This window comes from Pseudomonas sp. C8002, from assembly GCF_013385765.1.
In the GTDB taxonomy this organism is placed as follows: domain Bacteria; phylum Pseudomonadota; class Gammaproteobacteria; order Pseudomonadales; family Pseudomonadaceae; genus Aquipseudomonas.
The window spans coordinates 1-19176 of record NZ_JACAPJ010000031.1; the positions used below are offsets into that span (position 1 = coordinate 1).

At 61.8% G+C, this 19176-nt stretch carries 17 protein-coding genes; 8 read left to right on the plus strand and 9 right to left on the minus strand.

Annotated elements, in window-relative coordinates:
* Positions 1-190: 190 nt before the first annotated feature.
* From HX814_RS27345 to HX814_RS27370, 6 genes are all read right to left on the minus strand, one after another.
* Positions 191-1606 (minus strand): efflux transporter outer membrane subunit, encoded by a 1416-nt coding sequence (locus tag HX814_RS27345; protein WP_177009924.1) that lies wholly within the window; start codon positions 1604-1606, stop codon positions 191-193.
* The gene (locus HX814_RS27350; RefSeq protein ID WP_003210869.1) at positions 1603-4782 is read right to left on the minus strand and encodes an efflux RND transporter permease subunit; all 3180 of its coding nucleotides are present in this window, start codon (positions 4780-4782) and stop codon (positions 1603-1605) included. The genes HX814_RS27345 and HX814_RS27350 overlap by 4 nt, the downstream gene beginning before the upstream one ends.
* Positions 4783-4797: 15 nt before the next feature.
* A complete protein-coding gene (gene mexE / locus HX814_RS27355) occupies positions 4798-6039 on the minus strand; it encodes a multidrug efflux RND transporter periplasmic adaptor subunit MexE (RefSeq protein ID WP_008433857.1) in 1242 nt (413 codons plus the stop codon).
* Positions 6040-6264: 225 nt separating this feature from the next.
* Positions 6265-6675 (minus strand): DUF3757 domain-containing protein, encoded by a 411-nt coding sequence (locus HX814_RS27360; RefSeq protein ID WP_177009925.1) that lies wholly within the window; start codon positions 6673-6675, stop codon positions 6265-6267.
* 68 nt (positions 6676-6743) lie between these two features.
* Entirely contained in the window at positions 6744-7130 is a 387-nt protein-coding gene (locus tag HX814_RS27365) for a cupin domain-containing protein (RefSeq protein WP_177009926.1), read from the minus strand.
* Between the two features lie 32 nt (positions 7131-7162).
* Positions 7163-8086 (minus strand): LysR family transcriptional regulator, encoded by a 924-nt coding sequence (locus tag HX814_RS27370; protein ID WP_177009927.1) that lies wholly within the window; start codon positions 8084-8086, stop codon positions 7163-7165.
* Between the two features lie 101 nt (positions 8087-8187).
* Here HX814_RS27370 and HX814_RS27375 point away from each other — a divergent pair, with 101 nt between their 5' ends.
* From HX814_RS27375 to HX814_RS27410, 8 genes are all read left to right on the plus strand, one after another.
* Positions 8188-9372, plus strand: coding sequence for an MFS transporter (locus HX814_RS27375; RefSeq protein ID WP_177009928.1), 1185 nt, complete (start codon positions 8188-8190; stop codon positions 9370-9372).
* Positions 9373-9402: 30 nt separating this feature from the next.
* Positions 9403-10419, plus strand: coding sequence for a polysaccharide deacetylase family protein (locus HX814_RS27380; protein WP_177009929.1), 1017 nt, complete (start codon positions 9403-9405; stop codon positions 10417-10419).
* A 34-nt stretch (positions 10420-10453) separates the two neighbouring features.
* Complete coding sequence (locus HX814_RS27385; protein ID WP_177009930.1) at positions 10454-10984, plus strand: ester cyclase; 531 nt, start codon at positions 10454-10456, stop codon at positions 10982-10984.
* Positions 10985-11000: 16 nt separating this feature from the next.
* The gene (locus HX814_RS27390; protein WP_177009931.1) at positions 11001-11414 is read left to right on the plus strand and encodes a VOC family protein; all 414 of its coding nucleotides are present in this window, start codon (positions 11001-11003) and stop codon (positions 11412-11414) included.
* Between the two features lie 188 nt (positions 11415-11602).
* Positions 11603-12589, plus strand: a complete 987-nt coding sequence (locus tag HX814_RS27395) for a sugar ABC transporter substrate-binding protein (RefSeq protein WP_003210861.1) — start codon at positions 11603-11605, stop codon at positions 12587-12589.
* Positions 12589-14124, plus strand: a complete 1536-nt coding sequence (locus HX814_RS27400; RefSeq protein ID WP_134326677.1) for a sugar ABC transporter ATP-binding protein — start codon at positions 12589-12591, stop codon at positions 14122-14124. The genes HX814_RS27395 and HX814_RS27400 overlap by 1 nt, the downstream gene beginning before the upstream one ends.
* On the plus strand, positions 14111-15103 hold the full coding sequence (locus HX814_RS27405) for an ABC transporter permease (protein ID WP_008433847.1): 993 nt from the start codon (positions 14111-14113) through the stop codon (positions 15101-15103). Before HX814_RS27400 ends, HX814_RS27405 begins: the two co-directional genes overlap by 14 nt.
* Entirely contained in the window at positions 15100-16074 is a 975-nt protein-coding gene (locus HX814_RS27410; RefSeq protein WP_177009932.1) for an ABC transporter permease, read from the plus strand. The genes HX814_RS27405 and HX814_RS27410 overlap by 4 nt, the downstream gene beginning before the upstream one ends.
* 30 nt (positions 16075-16104) lie before the next feature.
* Here HX814_RS27410 and HX814_RS27415 read toward each other — a convergent pair whose 3' ends face one another.
* From HX814_RS27415 to HX814_RS27425, 3 genes are read right to left on the minus strand one after another with little or no spacing between them, the layout of a single operon-like run.
* A complete protein-coding gene (locus HX814_RS27415; protein ID WP_008433843.1) occupies positions 16105-16956 on the minus strand; it encodes a DUF1989 domain-containing protein in 852 nt (283 codons plus the stop codon).
* A 14-nt stretch (positions 16957-16970) separates the two neighbouring features.
* Positions 16971-17636 carry a GntR family transcriptional regulator gene (locus HX814_RS27420; protein WP_003210850.1) on the minus strand — a complete coding sequence of 222 codons (666 nt, stop codon included), beginning with the start codon at positions 17634-17636 and terminating at the stop codon, positions 16971-16973.
* Positions 17637-17653: 17 nt separating this feature from the next.
* A complete protein-coding gene (locus HX814_RS27425; protein WP_177009933.1) occupies positions 17654-19162 on the minus strand; it encodes an amino acid ABC transporter permease/ATP-binding protein in 1509 nt (502 codons plus the stop codon).
* Positions 19163-19176 lie beyond the last annotated feature (14 nt).

Below are 19176 nucleotides of genomic sequence, written 5' to 3' on the forward strand. Positions count from 1 at the left end.
AAGAGCGTTTTGCTTACTTTTGCGCTGTTCAAAAGTGAGCCGCTGTAAGAGCGGAACCAATAGCAGCCCTGACCGAGATAACGGATATACCCACACCACAAACGAGCAAAAAAAAGCCCCGCGACCGAATGACGGCACGGGGCTAAAAATTGGCTGGATGCGACCAACCAAAGGAGCTCTTTAAATCAGATCACTTGGCACTGGCAATGGTGGTACTCGGCTGCCACCCACCCCCCAACGCCTTGTAAATCGCGACAATCCCACGATACAGATCCACCTCGGCCTGAGCCTGCGAATCCTCGGCAGCCAAACGCTCACGTTGCGCGTCCAGCAACACCAGGAAATCCACCGTCCCTTCGCGGTAGCGAATCTCCGCCAGATCCGCAGCCGCCCGGCTCGACTCGCTCTGACGAATCAGCGAAACCAACCGCTGCTGGCGCTTACCGTAATCACTGAAGGCATTCTCCGATTCTTCCAGCGCCAGCAACACCTGCTGCTCATAGCTCGCCAGAGCACCATCCGCCTCAGCATCCGCACCACGCAACCGCGCCCGCACACTGCCCAGGTCAAACGCCGCCCAGGTAATGCTCGGACCCAGCGACCAGGCATTCGCCGCCGCCGACCCAATCTGCGAACCCCGCCCAGCGGTAAACCCGAGGAACCCACTGAGGCTCACCCGCGGAAACAGATCAGCCTTGGCCACCCCAATCCGCGCCGTGGCGGCTGCCAACTTACGCTCGGCACTGAGAATGTCCGGACGACGTTGCAGCAGTTGCCCCGGATCACCAATCGGCAACGCCTTGGCAATCGCCGGCAAATCTTTCGGGCTCAAATCCACGCTCAACTTGTCCGGCCGCTCACCGAGCAGGGTGGCGATACGATTACGCTCGCGAACTTCCTCGGCCTGCAGCTGCGGCACACTGGCTTCTACAGCCGCCAGACGCGCATCGGCCCGCACCACATCGAGCTGATCGCCCACACCGGCGTCCCGCAGGCTGACGGTGATACCGCGCGAATCCTCCTGGTTCTTCAGGTTGGCCACTGCGATTTTTTCGCGCAGTTGCGCGCCCCGCAGTTGACCGTAAGCGTCCACCAGCTCGGCAATCATCGTGACTTGCAGTTGATACAGGTCTGCCTCGGCAACCTGTTGGTCAGCGTCGCTGGCCTCCAGGTTGCGGCGGATGCGCCCGAACAAGTCCACTTCCCAGGCCATGTCCAGGCCCAGGTCATAACGCTCGCTGTTGACACGTTGGGTGGTCTGGCCGGGGATCTGGCCTTTGCCCACATCGCTGCTGACACGGCTGGTGATCACCGGCATCACGTCATTGGCAGCGTCGTCACGAATCGCCCGGGCTGCCCGCAGGCGGGCAAATGCCACCCGCAGGTCACGGTTGCCTTGCAGGGATTGAGTCACCAGCTGGTTAAGGGTCGGGTCCTCGAACTGCTGCCACCAGATGCCTTCGAACTTACCGTGGTCGTATTGCTTGGCGTCGGCGGCGGCCGTTACGTTGGCCGCCTCCAGTGGCTGGGTTTTATAGTCCGGGCCCACGGCACAGGCGCTCAGCGCCAGTACCAGCAAGCTCGGCAAAAATACTTTCACGCTCATTGCTGTGTCTCCAGCTTCAAGGCCTTGGCCGCTTTGCGCGCTTCACCGCGTTCAACAAACCGGCGGATCAGTACATAGAACACTGGCGTCAGCAGCAGACCGAAGAAGGTCACGCCGATCATCCCGGAGAACACCGCCACACCCATGGCATGGCGCATCTCGGCACCGGCACCGCTGGACATCACCAGAGGCACTACACCCATGATGAAGGCGAACGAGGTCATCAGGATCGGCCGCAGACGCAGACGGCAGGCTTCCAGTACCGCAGCGAGCGGATCGAGGCCTTCCTGCTGTTTATCCTTGGCGAACTCGACGATCAGAATCGCGTTCTTACAGGCCAGGCCCACCAGGACGATCAGGCCGATCTGGGTAAAGATGTTGTTGTCGCCGCCAGAGATAATCACCCCGGTGATGGCCGACAGCAGGGTCATCGGTACGATCAGGATCACCGCCAGTGGCAGGCTCCAGCTTTCGTATTGGGCGGCCAGTACCAGGAACGCCAGCAGTACGCAGAGCGGGAACACGAACAGCGCAGTATTGCCCGAGAGGATTTGCTGATAGGTCAGGTCGGTCCACTCGTAGGTCATGCCGTTGGGCAGTTCGTCTTTCAACAGTTTCTCGATCGCCGCCTGGGCCTGGCCGGAGCTGTAGCCCGGTGCGGCGTTGCCGTTGATCTCGGCGGTGATGAAGCCGTTGTAGTGCATCACGCGGTCCGGGCCCGAGGTGTCGCTGACCTTGATGAAGGTCGCCAGGGGAATCATCTCGCCTTTGTTGTTGCGCACTTTCAGCTGGCCGATCTGGTCTTCATCCTGGCGGAACTGTTGCTCAGCCTGCACGTTGACCTGATAGGTGCGCCCGAAGCGGTTGAAGTCGTTGGCATACAACGAGCCCAGGTAGATCTGCAGGGTGTCGAAGATGTCGCTGATCGCCACGCCATGGGTCTTGGCCTTTTCGCGGTCGATGGCAGCATCGACCTGGGGCACGTTGACCGTGTAGCTGGTGAACAGGCCGAACAACTCAGGCACGCCACGGCTCTTGGTAATGATGTTCTGCACTTCTTTGTACAGCTCGTCGTAACCCAGGTTGCCACGGTCTTCGACCTGCAGGCGGAACCCGCCGATCGTACCCAGGCCCTGTACCGGCGGCGGTGGGAAGATCGCCATGTAGGCTTCCTGGATGCTGCTGTACTTGCCATTCAGTGCACCGGCAATCGCACCGGCAGACAAGCTCGGGTCTTTACGCTCATCGAACGGCTTCAAGGTCACGAACACGATGCCGTTGTTCGGGCTGTTGGTAAAACCGTTGATCGACAAGCCGGGGAAGGCGATCGCGCTTTCCACGCCGGGCTGTTTCATGGCGATGTCGGACATGCGCTTGATCACGTCTTCGGTACGGTCCAGGCTCGCGGCGTCCGGCAATTGCGCGAAGGCCACCAGGTATTGCTTGTCCTGGGCCGGTACGAAACCGGTCGGCGTGTGGGCAAAGCCCATCCAGGTCAGGACCATCAGGCCGGCGTACAGGAACAGCGCGATACCACTGCCGCGGATCACCCTGCGTACCGTGCCGACGTAACCATGGCTGGCCTTGTCGAAGAAGCGGTTGAACGGTTTGAACAACCAGCCGCCCAGCATCCTGTCGAGGAACCTGGAGAACCCGTCTTTCGGAGCGTTGTGGCCTTTGAGCAATACCGCTGCCAGTGCGGGCGACAGGGTCAGCGAGTTGAACGCCGAGATCACGGTCGAGATCGCAATGGTCAAGGCGAACTGCTTGTAGAACTGGCCGGTCAAGCCGCTGATAAATGCCGCTGGAATGAACACCGCACACAGTACCAACGCGGTCGCGATGATCGGGCCGGTTACTTCGCTCATGGCCTTTTCAGTGGCCGGGAACGGTTCCAGGCCCAATTCGATGTTCCGTTCGACGTTCTCCACCACCACGATGGCGTCGTCCACCACGATACCGATCGCCAACACCAGCCCGAACAGCGACAGCGCGTTGAGCGAGAAGCCAAACAGGTGCATCACCGCAAAGGTACCGATCAACGATACCGGCACCGCCACCAATGGAATGATCGACGCACGCCAGGTCTGCAGGAACAGGATCACCACCAGCACCACCAGGATCAGTGCTTCGAACAGGGTGTGAACCACGGCCTCGATGGAGCCACGTACGAAGACGGTAGGGTCATAGGCGATGCGGTAATCCATGCCCTCCGGGAAGCTCTGTTTCAGCTCCGCCATCTTGGCGCGCACTTCATTGGAGATGTCGATTGCGTTGGAGCCCGGGCGCTGGAAGATCGGGATCGCCACGGCCGGCTGGTTGTCGATCAACGAGCGCAGGGCGTACTGGCTGGAACCCAGCTCAACCCGTGCAATGTCCTTCAAACGCGTGATTTCGCCGTTGGCGCCGGCACGGATGACGATATTCTCGAACTCTTCCTCAGTGACCAGTCGGCCCTGGGTGTTGACCGACAGCTGGAAGCTGGTGTCATTCGGCGCAGGTTGCGCGCCCAAGGCACCGGCCGCCACCTGGCGGTTCTGTTCGCGAATGGCCGTCACCACGTCGGTGGCGGTCAGGTTGCGCGAGGCGGTCTTGTTCGGGTCCAGCCACACACGCAGGGAGTAATCGCCCATGCCGAACAGCTGCACATCACCCACGCCGCCCAGCCGTGCCAGCTCATCCTTGATATTGAGGATCGCGTAGTTGGACAGGTAGAGCATGTTGTAGCGCTGGTCGGGGGAGGTGATGTGCACCACCATGGTCAGGTCGGGAGAGGCCTTGTCCACGGTAATACCGATGCGCGTCACTTCCTCGGGCAGTTTGGGCTGAGTCCGGGTTACCCGGTTCTGCACCTGCACCTGCGCGTTGTCCAGGTCGGTGCCCAGGGCGAAGGTGATGGTCAGGGTCAGCTTGCCGTCGGCGGTCGATTGCGAGGACATGTACAGCATGTTCTCGACGCCGGTGATGGCTTGCTCCAGGGGCGCGGCCACGGTTTCACCGATGACCTTGGGGTTGGCGCCCGGGAAGTTGGCACGGACCACGACGGTCGGCGGCACCACTTCCGGGTATTCACTGATCGGTAGCTGGAACAGTGAAATCGCGCCGGCGATCAGGATCAACAGCGATAGCACCGCTGCGAAGATCGGCCGCGAAATGAAGAACTTGGAAAAATTCATCTTGAGTCGTATCCCTTAACCGCGTGGAGTCGCTGTACTTGCGAGCTTGGGCGCGGCTTTATCCGGCGCCACTTGCTCCAGGTTGCTGGCTTCAAGCGCTTGTCGTTGTTGTGCCAAGGCGGCGAGGGTTTCCTTGCTGGCCATCGGGATGGTTTCCGGTGCAACCGGCGACCCCGGGCGAACGCGCTGCAAACCCTTGACGATGATCGTGTCGTCCTTGGTCAGGCCGCTGCGCACGATGCGCAAACCTTCGATCTTCGGACCCAGCTCCACCGCGCGGTAGGCAGGCTTGTCGCCGTCCATCACCAGCACGAATTTCTTGCCCAGGTCGGTGCCCACGGCTTCGTCGCTGATCAGCACGGCGGAGTAGGTGCCACTGCCTACCAGCTTCAGGCGCGCATACAGGCCTGGGGTGTATTCGCCCTTGCTGTTATCAAACACGGCGCGACCACGAATGGTGCCGGTGGCCGGGTTGACCTGGTTGTCGACGAAGTTCATCTGGCCCAGGTGCGGGTTGCCGTCTTCATTGGACAGGCCCAGGTACACCGGGGTGGTCGCGCCACGGCGACCCTGGCGCGCGAGCTCGGTGTACTTGAGGTACACACGTTCATCGGCGTCGAAGTAGGCGTAGACCTTGTCGGTGGACACCACGCTGGTCAGCGCGGTGACATCGGCGGTCACCAGGTTGCCGGCGGTGATCTCGGCACGGCTGACGCGGCCGCTGATGGGCGAGCTGACACGGGTGAAGCTCAGGTTCAGCTTGGCCAGGTCCAACTGCGCCTGGATGCCGGCGACAGTCGCATGGGCTTCCTGGGCGGCGGTGGTGCGCGAGTCGGCCAGCTCGGCGGAGATCGCATTGCTCTGGCGCAGGCGTTCGCCGCGCTGGGCTTCGTTATCGCTGCGGGTGGCGGCGGCCTTGGTTTGTGCGAGTTGTGCTTCGAGGCGGCGCACTTCGGCCTGGAATGGGCGTGGGTCGATCTGGAACAACAGGTCGCCTTTCTTGACCAAGGCACCTTCGGTGAAGGCGACCTGATCGATCTGGCCCGACACGCGCGGACGGATCTGCACGGTTTCCGGCGCTTCGAGCCGGCCGGTGAATTCGTCCCACTCATTGACCGGTTGTTCCAGCACCTTGGCCACGCTGACGTGGCTTGGTGGCATGGCGGCTGCCTGTTCGGGCGCTTTGCCGCAGGCGCTCATCACCATCACGGCCAAAATGGCCAAGGGATAGCGCAAATGTTTGAGTGACTGTTCCATGAGGTGCATCCGCCAATGTATTTAAGATGGGCGGATCATGCTCGGCAGGGTGCTATCTCACGAATCGAATGAAACAAAGGTAACTATCATTCGGAATGATATAAGCGTAAAGCGAGCCCTCTAGCATGGGGCTTTCGTTAGGGAGCTATCAATGCTGTTGATGACAAAGGACTGTTGCGCAAGATGCAAGGAACAGCGCGCCGCATAAATTGTCGGGCGTGTCTGCTATTCAAATGTACAGAGCGCCGGGTTGGTTGCCGTGCATTCGTTGCCTGACCATGCGCTGCCCAAAGGCCTGGCATTGACCTGGTTTTTCAGGGTCATGCTTACCGGTTCATGGTTCTGATCCAGGTAGTGGCATGCCACAGACGACTGGCCCTGGCTGCTTTGGATCACCGCTTTTTCGAACTGGACTTGGTGCAGCTCCCTCTGCTCTGTCATCGGGTTTTGCCCGGTCCATTGCCGACCGTCCGGGCCGGACGCGGTGTAGGCGACCACTTCCCCGGTCGGCGTCTTTTTGAACGCGTCTTTAAGGGCATGGGTGGGCGGGCAGGCACCAGTGCCAGCGTAGACGTTGCCCATCAACGCCATCAGGGCAATCACGAGGGCTGAGGTTTTCCTGAGCTGCCTGTTCATCACGCGTGCTCCTGGTCTGGAGTAACTGTGAGGTAAAGACTAGCCCAAACAGGCAACGCCGGAAGGTGCTAAATCCACACGTCGTTGATTGCCGTGCGCTCGCCACCCTCGCTGCCGGTGTTCAGCACGCCGCAGGGTTCGATCAACAGCAACTTCACCTCACCCAATGCGTGCGGCTTGTGCTCGACGCCCTTGGGCACCACGTACATTTCCCCTTGGCCGATGGTCACCGCGCCGTCGCGGAAGTCGATGCGCAGGGTGCCTTCGAGGACGATAAAGGTTTCATCGGTGTCGGCATGGTCGTGCCAGATGAAGTCACCTTCAATCTTCACCACCTTGAACTGGTAGTCGTTCATCTGCGCGACGACCTTGGGCGCCCATTGCTCGCTGAACAGGGCGTATTTCTGGGCGAAGTTGATCGAGGCGTAATTCGTCGAAGCGTGGGAGGCGGGCATTTTAGGTTCCAGGGTTTCAGGACATTGGAGCCTTAAGTTAGGCCTAACGGCTGGCCGGATATTGAATGATCGTGCAGCGACAGCTCATCCACTATCCGCTCGATCAACACCCTGACACGGCGCGGTTGAACCCGTGTCGGCGGATAGATGATGTTCAGCGCGGTACTACCCAAATCATAGTCAGCCAGCAGCTCGACCAATCGCCCGGCCTCAAGGTCGGCGCGCACGTCCCACACCGATTTCAGGCAAATGCCATGGCCCGCCAGGCACCACTGGCGTACCAGCGCACCGTCGTTCGCCACCCGCCGGCCCTGGACCAGCACCCGATGGGCGTGCCCGTGCCGCTTGAAGGTCCATTCCCGCGAAATATTGATGCCGAAGCGCATCACCAGGCACTCGTGGCGCGCCAGATCCTCGGGGTGTCGGGGCGTACCATTGAGCGCCAGGTAGTGGGGTGACGCACACAGCACGCGACGGTTTTCGCCAATCGGCCTGGCATGCAGGGTGCTGTCCGCCAGCTCGCCGTAGCGCACCGCGAAATCGATGCCCTGGCTCACCGGATCGGCGTAGCCGTCGCTCAGGTTCAGGTCAATGCTGATCTCGGGATGCTCCAGCATGAATGCGGCGAGGATCGGTTCGATGTATTGGCGCCCGAGGTCTTCCGGGGCGCTGAGGCGAATCGGCCCGGACAGGGTGTGGGTGCCATGGCGAATGCTGCTGTGCAGCTCGTTGGCCTCTGCCAGCAAGCGGCGGGCGCCTTCCACCAGCAAGCGGCCTTCGTCCGTCAGGTTGATCGCCCGGGTGGTGCGGTTGAGCAGGCTGGCGCCATAGAAACCCTCCAACTGCGCGAGCCTTTCCGAGACAGAGGCGGGTGACAGTCCCAGCTCTCTACCCGCTGCCGACAACCCGCCTTTTTCCACAATCAGCAAAAACAACTCAAGGTTCTTCAGCAGCATTGTTCGGTATTTCCGAAAGTGGTTTTTGATTTCGACTCAATTATCAAGTTAAGCCAAAAGAACTAGTTTTGCATCCATCGTTAACCATCGGAGTGACTGACATGTCATCCAATTCTTCGAAAATGCCCATCCAGGTCTGGGTGCTGACCCTGGCGGCTTTCGCCATCGGCACCGCCGAGTTCGTGATTGCCGGATTACTGACCCAGGTCTCCCACAGCTTGAACATCAGCGAAGGGCAGGCTGGCAGCCTGATTACCGCCTACGCGCTGGCCATCGTGGTCGGAGGCCCGGTGCTGACCATCTGGCTCTCGCGCTACGAAAAACGCACGGTGCTGTGGTTGTTGATGGCGGTGTTCGTCGGCGCCAACGTAATGACTGCCCTCAGCAGCGACTACAGCGTGTTGCTGGTCAGCCGGGCGATTGCCGGGCTGACCCAGGGGCCGTTCTACGGGATCGGCGCGGTGGTCGCGACGCGCCTGGTGGCCAGCGGCATGGAAGGCCGCGCCGTCGGCCAGATGTTTGCCGGGCTGACGTTGGCCAACGTGCTGGGCGTTCCCGCCGGCTCGTGGATTGGCAATCAATATGGCTGGAGCACCGCATTCCTGATAGTCGCCGCGTTGGGCGTGCTCGCGTTGCTGGCAATCATTGTGTCGATCAAGCGCCAGGGCACCGAGCAGTCAGTGTCGTTGATCAACCAGTTGGCGGTGTTCCGTAACCGCAACCTGCTGGCCAGTCTGATGTTCACGGTGCTCGGCTGGGCCGGGTTCATGGCCTTTTATGGCTATATCGCGCCGATCGCCGAACAGGTGGCCGGGTTTGATTCGACGATGCTGACCGCTGTGCTGGTCGTGGTCGGCATTGGCCTGGTAGTCGGCAACAGTCTCGGGGCGCGTACCGCAGACGCCAACTTGCGCTTTTCGCTGATGTTCTGGCCGGCGGCGATGATCGTGACACTGATCGCCGCAGGCCTTGTGGCGCCCTACAAGTGGCCGTTCCTGGTGACCGCGTTCCTCTTCGGTATCGCCTCGTTCGCCAACGTGCCATCCATGCAAATGCGCGTGATGAAGCACGGCGGCAAGGCCCCGGAGCTGGCTGCCACGGCGAATATCTCGGCCTTCAACCTGGCCAACGCCCTGGGCGGCATCATCGGCGGCATCGTGGTGGACAGCCACTGGGGCGCGGCGGCGATTCCGTTTGCGGCTGCGGCGATTCCATTGCTCGGTGTGCTGTTCATTGTTTCCCAGGAAGGCGCGGGTAAAGCCACCCGGCCTGCAGCGATTGCCTGATCCCCTGAATTCAGTATGAGGTGAACCAACATGGACAAAACCGATAACCCGCATCGTCGTACTTTCCTCGCCCAGGCCGGCGCAGGTGCTGCTGTTCTGGCCGCAGGATCGCTGCTCGGCCCGGCCGCTGCCAAAGCCGCGGTGACAGGGCCGGGCAACGCTGCCCCCGCGGCGACTGCCGGCAAGGCAATCGGGCGTTTCTGGCCAGGGGACACCCGGCTGGTGGTGTCCATTTCCATGCAATTCGAGGCAGGCGGCCAACCGCTCAAGGGCACTGACAGTCCGTTTCCCCACGTGGATTTTCCCGACAGTGTTCCGGAGGATGTGGCCACCAATACCTGGTTTGCCTATGGCTACCGTGAAGGTATTCCGCGGATGCTTGATCTCTGGGACCGGCATGGGGTGAAAGTCACCTGCCACATGATCGGCGACGCCGTAAAGCACAACCCAGCGCTGGCCCGGGAGATCGTCGCCCGTGGGCACGAAGCCTCGGGGCATGGCCCGCACTGGAGCTCGCAATTTGCCATGAGCCGGGATGAAGAGCGCACTTTCCTGCGCCAGGCCGCGAGCATGTTGCAGGACGTCACCGGTCAGCCGGTCACCGGCTACAACTGCAACTGGCTGCGGCGCGGGCCCAATACCTTGTCGTTGTTGCAGGAGCTGGGCTACGTCTATCACATTGATGATGTGAGTCGCGATGAGCCGTTTATCGAGCAGGTCAATGGCAAGGACTTTGTCGTGGTCCCGTATACCCTGCGCAACAACGACATCGTGTTGATTGAGGGGCGCAATTACTCGCCCTCGAAATTCCTTCAACAGGTCAAGCTGGAGTTCGACCAGCTCTACCTGGAAGCCGGAAGCCGACGCCGCATGATGGCGATCAGTGCCCACGATCGCATCAGCGGTACGCCGCAAATGGTCAGGGTCTGGGACGAGTTTCTGCGGTACGCCAACAGCCATCCCGGCGTGGCGTTCATGCGCAAGGACGCCATCGCTCAATACACCTTGAAAAGCCCCCTCAGCCTCAGGGAAAGCGAAACCATCTGAGTTCGTTCTCTTCGCCTTTAAAGGATGTGCCCGTATGCAACGTTCCATTCCCCTTATCGCCGCCGGATTCCTGGCCCTGACCCTCTCCGGCGTGGCGTTTGCCACCACCGAACTGGTGACGCCGGGTGTCCTGGTGGTGGACAAGAGCCTGACCGCCGCGCAACTGAAGATCATGGAAACCGTCGCCCGGCGTTACGACACTTTCTGGAATACCGGTGACGAGAGTCTGGCCCGTGAAACGCTGGCGCTCAACTTCATCGATAAAACACCGCCCGCCGGGCGCAAACAAGGGCCGGAGGGACCGCTGCTGGCCTCCCGTGCGTTTCGCGGCGCGGTGCCGGACCTGAGCTGTGAAGTAGAGCAAATGATCATTGCCGGCGACCGCGTGGTGGCACATTTGCATTTTCGCGGGCACTTCACCGGTTCCTTTGGTCAGATCAAGGGCACTGGGCAGGTCGTAGACTTTATTGCCACCGACATTTACCAGATCGGCAAGGGCAAGATCGTCGCCAACTGGCACATCGAAGACAACCTGACGCTGATGAAGCAGTTGGGTGCGCTCTGACGGGAGGGCTCTGCACATGACCGTTCACTACCTTGATCACTTCACGCTCCGCACGGAGCATGTCGACGCGACGGTGAGTTTCTATCGTGACGCCCTCGGCCTGGAGGAGGGCTGGCGCCCGGCATTTCCTTTTCCGGGCAGTTGGCTTTATTCAGCAGATCGCCCGCTGCTGCATATCGCCAGCCTGCAGGGCAGCGCCGCGCAGCTTGAAACGTATCTTGGGGTGCGTGCTGCTGCCGGCGACGGCTCAGGTGCGCTCGATCACATTGCATTGCGCTGCAATGACCTTGAAAGTCACCGGCAACGCCTGCACACGCTAGGGGTGCCTTTTACCGAGCGGGTGGTGCCGGACCTGTTCGAGCACCAATTGTTTGTCGAAGACCCGAACGGGATCAGGGTCGAGCTGATCTTTGCTTACCCGGCGGCCTGAGGTGGCTGGCCGGATTTCTCGGCCAACTGTTGGCTGGGCAACAGCAGTCGGACAGTTGTGGTTTGGGCGGGACACCGCAACGTCATCCAATGTTTTCATCTAATTGATTTTACTCACAATAATTTATGGCATGGGCTCTGCAATGCACACAGGTGAACCCTTTCACCCGTTGCTCAGCGGAGCCCTGTATGCCTTGCACCTTTTTCTCGCGTTCACGTTACATCTTGCTCGGCGCAGCGTTGTTGCTGGGCCACGCCGCCGTGTCCCAGGCCGCCGAGGGCGATGACGCGGTGCCGTCCCTGGCCGGTAAGCGCATTGCCGTGAGCATGACCGGCACCAGTCACTACTTCGATATCAAGGCCTTCCAGGCCCAGGTCGACGAGATCAAGCGCCTCGGCGGCACGCCGATCACCCTGGATGCAGGGCGCAACGACAAGAACCTGGTGACCCAACTGCAAACCGTGGTCACCCAGAAACCCGATGCGGTGATCCAGACCCTCGGCACCCTGAGCGTGATCGACCCGTGGCTCAAGCGCATCAGCAAGGCCGGCATCCCGCTGTTCACCATCGACGCGCCGTCGCAGTACAGCCTCAACAACACCACCTCGGATAACGTCGCCACCGGCAAGGCCCTGGCCGATCAGTTGATCAAGGATGCCGGCGGCAAGGGCAAGATCTTGGTGTTCAACGGCTTCTACGGCGTGCCGGTGTGCGCGATTCGCTACGACCAGTTGAAGCTGGCGCTCAAGGATCACCCGCAACTGGAAATCATCGAGCCGGAGCTGCGGGATGTGATCCCCAACACCGTGCAGGATGCCTATTCCCAGGTGTCCGCGTTGCTCAACAAGTACCCGGCCGGCAGTGTCTCGGCGATCTGGGCGGCATGGGACATTCCGCAACTGGGGGCAAGCAAGGCGTTGATCGACGCCAAGCGCACCGAGATCAAGACCTACGGCGTGGACGGTACGCCGGAGGTACTGGAGCTGCTCGGCCAGGCCAATTCGCCGGTGGGCGCGGTAGTCGCCCAGCAACCGGCGCTGATCGGCAAGACTGCTGTGCAGAACGTGGCCCGCTACCTGGCCGGGCAGCGTGACCTGCCCAAGGAAACCCATGTGCCGACGCTGCTGACCACCGCCGCCAACCTGGCGCAGGTCCAGCAACTGCGGGGTGATTGATGGCCGCGTTGCACTTGCAGCACCTGCGCAAACGCTTCGGCGCCACCCTGGCGCTGGAGGATGCGAGCCTGAAGGTCGAGCGCGGCACCATTCACGGCCTGGTGGGCGAGAACGGTGCCGGCAAGTCGACCTTGATCAAGGTCCTGGCGGGGATCCACAAAGCGGACTCGGGGCAGGTGAGCATTGACGGCCAGCCGTATGCCGCACTGTCGCCGCGCCAGGTGGACGCGCTGGGCGTGCAGTTCATCCATCAGGAGCGGCTGTTGCCGGCGAGTTTTACCGTGGGCGAGGCGTTGTTTTTCGGCCATGAATTACGCCGTGGTCCGTTTGTCGACCGGCGCCGGCAGCAGCGCGAGGCAGAACGTTTGCTGGCGGAATATTTTGAGCTGCAACTGCCCGCCGACGCGTTGGTAGGCGAGCTGAACAGCGCCGAGCGCCAGGTGCTGCAAATCACCCGGGCGTTGATTCGCAAGCCGAAGATCCTGGTGTTCGACGAGCCCAGCGTGGCGCTGGTCAAGCGCGAAGTCGACCAGCTGCTGCGGATCGTCAAGCGCCTGCGGGACCAGGGTTTGTCGATTCTCTACATCTCCCATTACCTGCAGGAAATCGACAGCCTGTGCGATGAAGTGACGGTGTTGCGCAATGGTCGAGATGTGGCCGTGGTTGAGCCACGGCACACCTCCAGCGCGCAGATTGCGCGGTTGATGGTCAACCGCGAGGTCCAGGAGATGTACCCCAAGGCGCAGGTCGAGCTTGGCGAACCATTGCTGCAGGTGCGTGGGCTGAACCTGGCCCGGCGCTACCGGCAGATCGACCTGGAATTGCGTCGGGGCGAGATCGTCGGCCTCACCGGGCTGGTCGGCTCGGGCGCCAAGGACCTGCTCAAGACCCTGTTCGGTGTGGTGCGCGCCGACAGCGGCAGCATTCATCTGGAGGGGCGTTTGTTGCGCCTGCGTTCACCCGGAGAAGCCATTGCCCAAGGGATTGCACTGGTGCCGGAAGAACGCCGCAGCCAGGGGATTTCACCGCTGCTGTCGGTGCTGGAAAACCTCACGCTCGCCGGGCTTGGGCGTTTCAGTCGCTGGGGGTTACTGAGCCAGCGTAAGGAGCAGGCCGAAAGCCTGCGGCTGATCGACGAGTTGGCGATCAAGACGCCGGGCCCGCAGGCTGCCGTCAGCCAGCTCAGCGGCGGCAACCAGCAGAAAGTCGCCCTGGGCAAATGGCTGAGCCGGCGCTCGGCGGTGTACCTGTTGGACGAACCGTGCGTAGGTGTGGACGTCGGCGCGAAGGTCGAGATTTATCGCGTGATCGGGCGGCTGGTGGAAGAGGGCGCAGCGGTGCTGGTGCTGTCTTCGGATTTGCCTGAGCTGCTGGGGATCTGCGACCGCATCCTGGTGCTGCATCGCGGTGAAATAGCCGGGGAGTTCCATGCCGGTGAGGCGGACAGTGATCAACTGTTGGCGTGTGCCACGGGTGCGGTGCAGTCCACAGTGGCTGTGCAGGTGAAACCGGAGGTGGCGCATGTCCCTGCTTGAAGCTGCTACTCCTGGCTTGTCCCAACGGTTATGGGTACTGCTGTTGCGGCGCGGCTCGGTGGGCGTATTCCTCGCGATTTTGCTGGGCTTTGCCGTCGCCGCGCCGAACTTCTTTTCAGTCGGCAATATCGCGAATGTGTTCAGCCAGTCGGCGATCCTCGGCGTACTTGCCTTCGGCCTGACCTGCGTGATTATCGGCGGCGGCTCCAACGTGGTGGCGGGCGGGCTTGATCTGTCGCTGGCGGCCAATTTGGGCTTGTGCGCGGCGGTGTTCAGTCGACTCAACAACGCAGGCCTCGACCTGTGGGTAAGCCTGCTGCTGACCTTGGGTTGCGGCCTGGCGGTGGGCCTGCTCAATGGCCTGGCCGTGGTGGTGCTGCGCTTGCCACCGTTGCTCGCAACGCTGGCAAGCATGAATGTACTGGCCGGGCTGGAGCTGGTCCTCACCGAAAACACCGTGGTCTCGACTGACTCACCGTTGCTCGACCTGCTCAGTGGCGGGACCTGGCTGGGCGTGCCGGCACTCGCCTGGGTGTTGCTGGTGACGGCCTTTGTGTTGACGCTGCTGATCCAGCACACCGCCTATGGGCTGCGCCTGCATGCCGTCGGCGAGTACCCGCACGCTGCCGAGGCCGCCGGGATTCGAGTGCCGGCCTACGTACTCTCCAGTTATTTGCTGTCTGGGCTGTGTGCCGCGGTGGCGGCTTTGTGTTCAGCGGCATTTTTCAGCGGCAGCACCACCGGCTCCGGTGACATGCTGTTGTCGGTGGTCGCCATAGCCTTTCTTGGCGTGGTGTTTTCCCGGCGACTGGTGGCAAGCATCCCCGGCACCTTGCTCGCGACGCTGTTGATCGGCTTTTTGATCAACGGGTTTCAGTTGCTCAACGTATCGAGCTTCTGGGTCAACGGTGTCCAGGGCGTGCTGATTCTGCTGGTGGTCGCCGCTTCCAGCGCATTGAACCGGGGAGAACATTCATGAGTCAGGTATCCATCCTGCAAGCCCATGGCGGCTGGCGTTCGCTGCTGCCCCTGACGTTGCCGCTGGTGTTCGTGGCCATCGTGGTGGTGTTTGCCTGGCAGGCCCCGGGGTTTCTCAGTGGCGGCAACCTGAAAAGCCTGGTGCTGAATAATTTCGTGCTGCTGGCGATTGTTGCGATCGGCATGACCTATGCGGTGGCGGCCGGTGGCATCGATCTGTCGGTAGGCACCGCGCTGGATTTCGCCAGCTTCAGCTTTGTGGTGTTGCTTAACGCCGGGCACGGGCTGGGTGTGGCGATTGCCGGTGCGTTGGCCGCCGGGCTGCTGGTAGGACTGTTCAATGCCGGCTTGATCGCGGGGCTGCGGATCAGCCCGTTCCTGGCCACCCTCGGCACCTTGTTTATCGGCACCAGTGCCCAGCAACTGCTCTCGGACGGCGGCCAGCCAATTTATATCGCCCAGGGTTTCAAGCCGGAACTGGCGAGCTTCAGCCCTTTGGGCGTGCCCTTGCCGCTGTTGATCGTGCTGGTATTGGCCGTGGTCTACGGCCTGTTGCTGGCCCGTGGACGCCTGGGGCGCGAACTGCTGGCCCAGGGTACCCAGCCGCTGCTGGCGTATTACTCGGGGTTGTCGGTGCGGCGCATCGTCACCACCACGGTGCTGGCGGCGGCGCTGGCGTGCGCGGTGGCGGGGATCCTGCTTAGTTCGACGGTGAGCGCCTACGTGCCGCTGTCGGGCAATGCGTTCCTGCTGAATGCGATTGGTGCGGTGTTTATCGGCACCACATTGAACCGCCAGGGCCGGGCGAATATTCCGGGCACATTGCTGGGGGTGCTGTTCATCAACGTCATCGCCAATGGCTTGCTGTTGATCGGCTGGAACTTCTACTGGCAGCAGGTGGCAACCGGCGTGCTGATATTTATCGTGCTGGCCTTCAGTTTCATCAGCCGCAGGATTGCGCAGAACACCTGAGGCGCGGCGCCCCAGGTGTCGGTCTGCCCGTTACTTTTCCCAGTCAGCCTTGGCAATCAACAGGCCATGGTTGCCGTTATAGGCGGCGCGCTCGGGTTGTTTCCAGCCCTCCAGCAGCGCGTCGTCGAGGCGGTAGATTTCCACCCCCAGCGGACGGCAGACCTTCAACGGGTCTTCCGCATCCGGGCCCCACATCGGCAGCGACAGGTCGCCACCGGGGCAGGTGGAGAGGGCACACAGCAGGTCGATTTCGGCGAAGAACTCCAGATAGTCGCCCTGCTTGGCCGGGCAGGCTTTCATGAAGTACATGTCGTCGTGATTCAGGCCGGTGCACTGGAAAATGTTCAGCACGTCGTGCACGTCGAACTCGGTCAGTCCATGGGGCAGCACGGCGCGGGTCAGGTTGGAGTGGCAGTGGTGGTGGAAGTCTTCGCCGGTGAGCATCTTGTTCACGTAAGGGTCGCAGCGCGTGCCCAGCAAGTCGTGCAGGCGCCCGCCGTGTTCGTCGATGCCATAGTCGGCCAGGCTGTCGTCGGTGATAGTGACCATCGGCCGCAAAAACGGCAGGTTCGACCACAGGCGGTCGTAGGTCGTGACGTGCGCGCCTTGCAGCTGGCGGGTGCGTGCCGCCCACATGCGTTCGCGGGGGTCGTTGGCGCTCCACACGTTGAAGTCGCCGACCTGCGGGCCAACCGGCGTGGTCACGCGGAACACATGGCCTGCCGGTACTTTCCAGGCGCGGCCGGTGCGGATCGGTACTTCGAATTGCTCGATCAGGGTGCGCCCGTCCCGGGACTCGCGCACGCGGTCATAGAAGGCTTTGTCGACCTGCAAGGCAGCGCCTTTGCTGACTTGGTAGGCCGCTGGGTAGTCCTTGTACATGGTGGGTCCTCGCTTCAGGGTTTTGGAATGCTGCTCAGGATGTCCAGCAGCAGCGATTCGGAGTCATTGAGGTAGCTGGCCAGGGCTTCGCCGGCGGCTTGTTTGTGGCCGTCAACCAGCAAGTCGTGAATCTGCCGGTCGCGCTCCAGCCAGGGCTTCTGGAAGGTTTCCTCGCTGGGCGCGTTGGAAAACACCAGGCGCATCTGGGCTGCAATATGGGTAAAAAACTCGTCCAGCAACGGGCTGCGCATCAGCCCGACAATGTGTTGGTGAAAGCGCAGGCTGTGGGTGCCGAAGGCTTGCCAGTTCTCGCGGTCCTGGGCCAGTTGCGCGGCCTCGATGGACTCCAGCATCAGGTCGGACTGGTATTCGCGCAGCGGCTTGCTGGCGGCGATGGCCTGCAGCTCCAGGGTGCGTCGCACCTTGAAGATGTCACGCACTTCCTCCACCCCCAGGCGGCGCACGATCACGCCTTTGTTGCGCACGTAGCTGGTCAGGCCTTCGCGGCCCAGGTGGTGCAAGGCTTCACGCACCGTGTTGCGTGAGGCGTTGTAGGCGTTCACCAGTTCGCTTTCCACCAGCGGCATGCCGGGCAGCAGGCGGCCGCCGATGATGTCTTCGCGCAGTTCGATGGCAACCTGGTCGGCCAGCGACAGGCTGGGTTCCTTGGCTTGGCTCACGTCGGGGCTCCTTGGGCTCACGCCAGTTGGACGTCTTTGAGGAACTTGGTCATGCGTTCACTGCGTTGCTCGAGCATGTCACGCGGTGCGGCGTCCTGGATAATCTCGCCGCCTTCCATGAACACCACACGATCGGAAAGCTTGAACGCGAAGTTCATTTCATGGGTGACGATGACCATGGTCATGCCCTCGCGAGCCAATTCCTCGATTACCGCCAGTACGTCGCCCACCAGTTCCGGGTCGAGGGCCGAGGTGGGTTCATCGAACAGCATCACCGAAGGCCGCATCGCCAGGGCGCGGGCAATCGCCACCCGTTGCTGTTGCCCGCCGGATAGCTGGTGCGGGTATTTGCCGGCGTGCTCCAGCATGCCGACCTTGCGCAACAGGGCCAGGCTCAACAGGCGCAGTTCTTCGCCGCTACCATGGGCATGGTAGACCGGCGCGAGCATCACGTTCTCAAGGGCGGTTTTATGCGGGAACAGGTTGAACCCCTGGAACACCATGCCGACATGCACGATGCCGCGCATATGCACCTTGTGCCCCAGCGCGCCTTGCGGCTCCTGGCTGCCACGCAGGAACGGCTGGCCTTGCAGGGTGATTTCGCCACGGTCGAGGCTTTCGAGGCCGTTCATGGTACGAATCAGCGTAGTCTTGCCCGAGCCTGACGGGCCGATGATCGACACCACCTCGCCCCAGCGCACATTCAGTTCGACGCCCTTGAGCACTTCCAGCTCGCCATAGGCCTTGCGCACCCCGCGAGCCTGCAAGGCAAACTCACCGGGCTCGGCCTGGCCGGGGGCACGACGCGTCTCCACTTGGTCGAGCACGGCGGGGGCGATGGCCTTGGGTTTGCGCCGGGTCACGTCCAGGTGGTTCTCCAGCACCCGCAACAACCAACTGAACACCGTCACGATAAACACGTAATAGAACGCCACGGCCAGCATGGTCTCCATCACCAGGAAGTTCTGGGTGTAGAGCTGTTGGCCCACCAGCAGGATTTCCGAAAGCGAAATCACCGACACCAGCGAGGTGAGCTTGACGATGGTGATGTATTCGTTGGCCAGTGTCGGCAACGCAACCCGCAGCGCCTGCGGCACCACAATCAACCGCTGCACGCCGCGATAACCCACGCCCAGCGCCTTGCCGGCTTCGCGCTGCCCCTTGACCACCGCCAGCAGGCCGCCCCGATGGATCTCGGCGATGTAGGCCGCCTCACTCAGCACCAGGGCGATCAGGCCCGCGGAGTAGGGGTTGGACAACACCGCGCTGGTGGACGGAAACACCTGCGGCAGGTTGTAGACGAAGATCAACAGCACCAGCAACGGCAGGCTGCGGAAGAACCAGATGTAGACGCCAGCGGAGTCCCGCAGCCAGCGGCGCTCCGACTGCCGCGCCAGGGCCAGGAAAAACCCCAGCACAATGCCCAGCAGCCAGGTTTCCAGGCTCAGTTCGACCACGGTGCCGACGGCTCGCCAGAAGTCGCCGTTCCATAACAAACCCAGGGTGTAGTGCCAATCGAATTGCATAAAGGTGCTCCGCG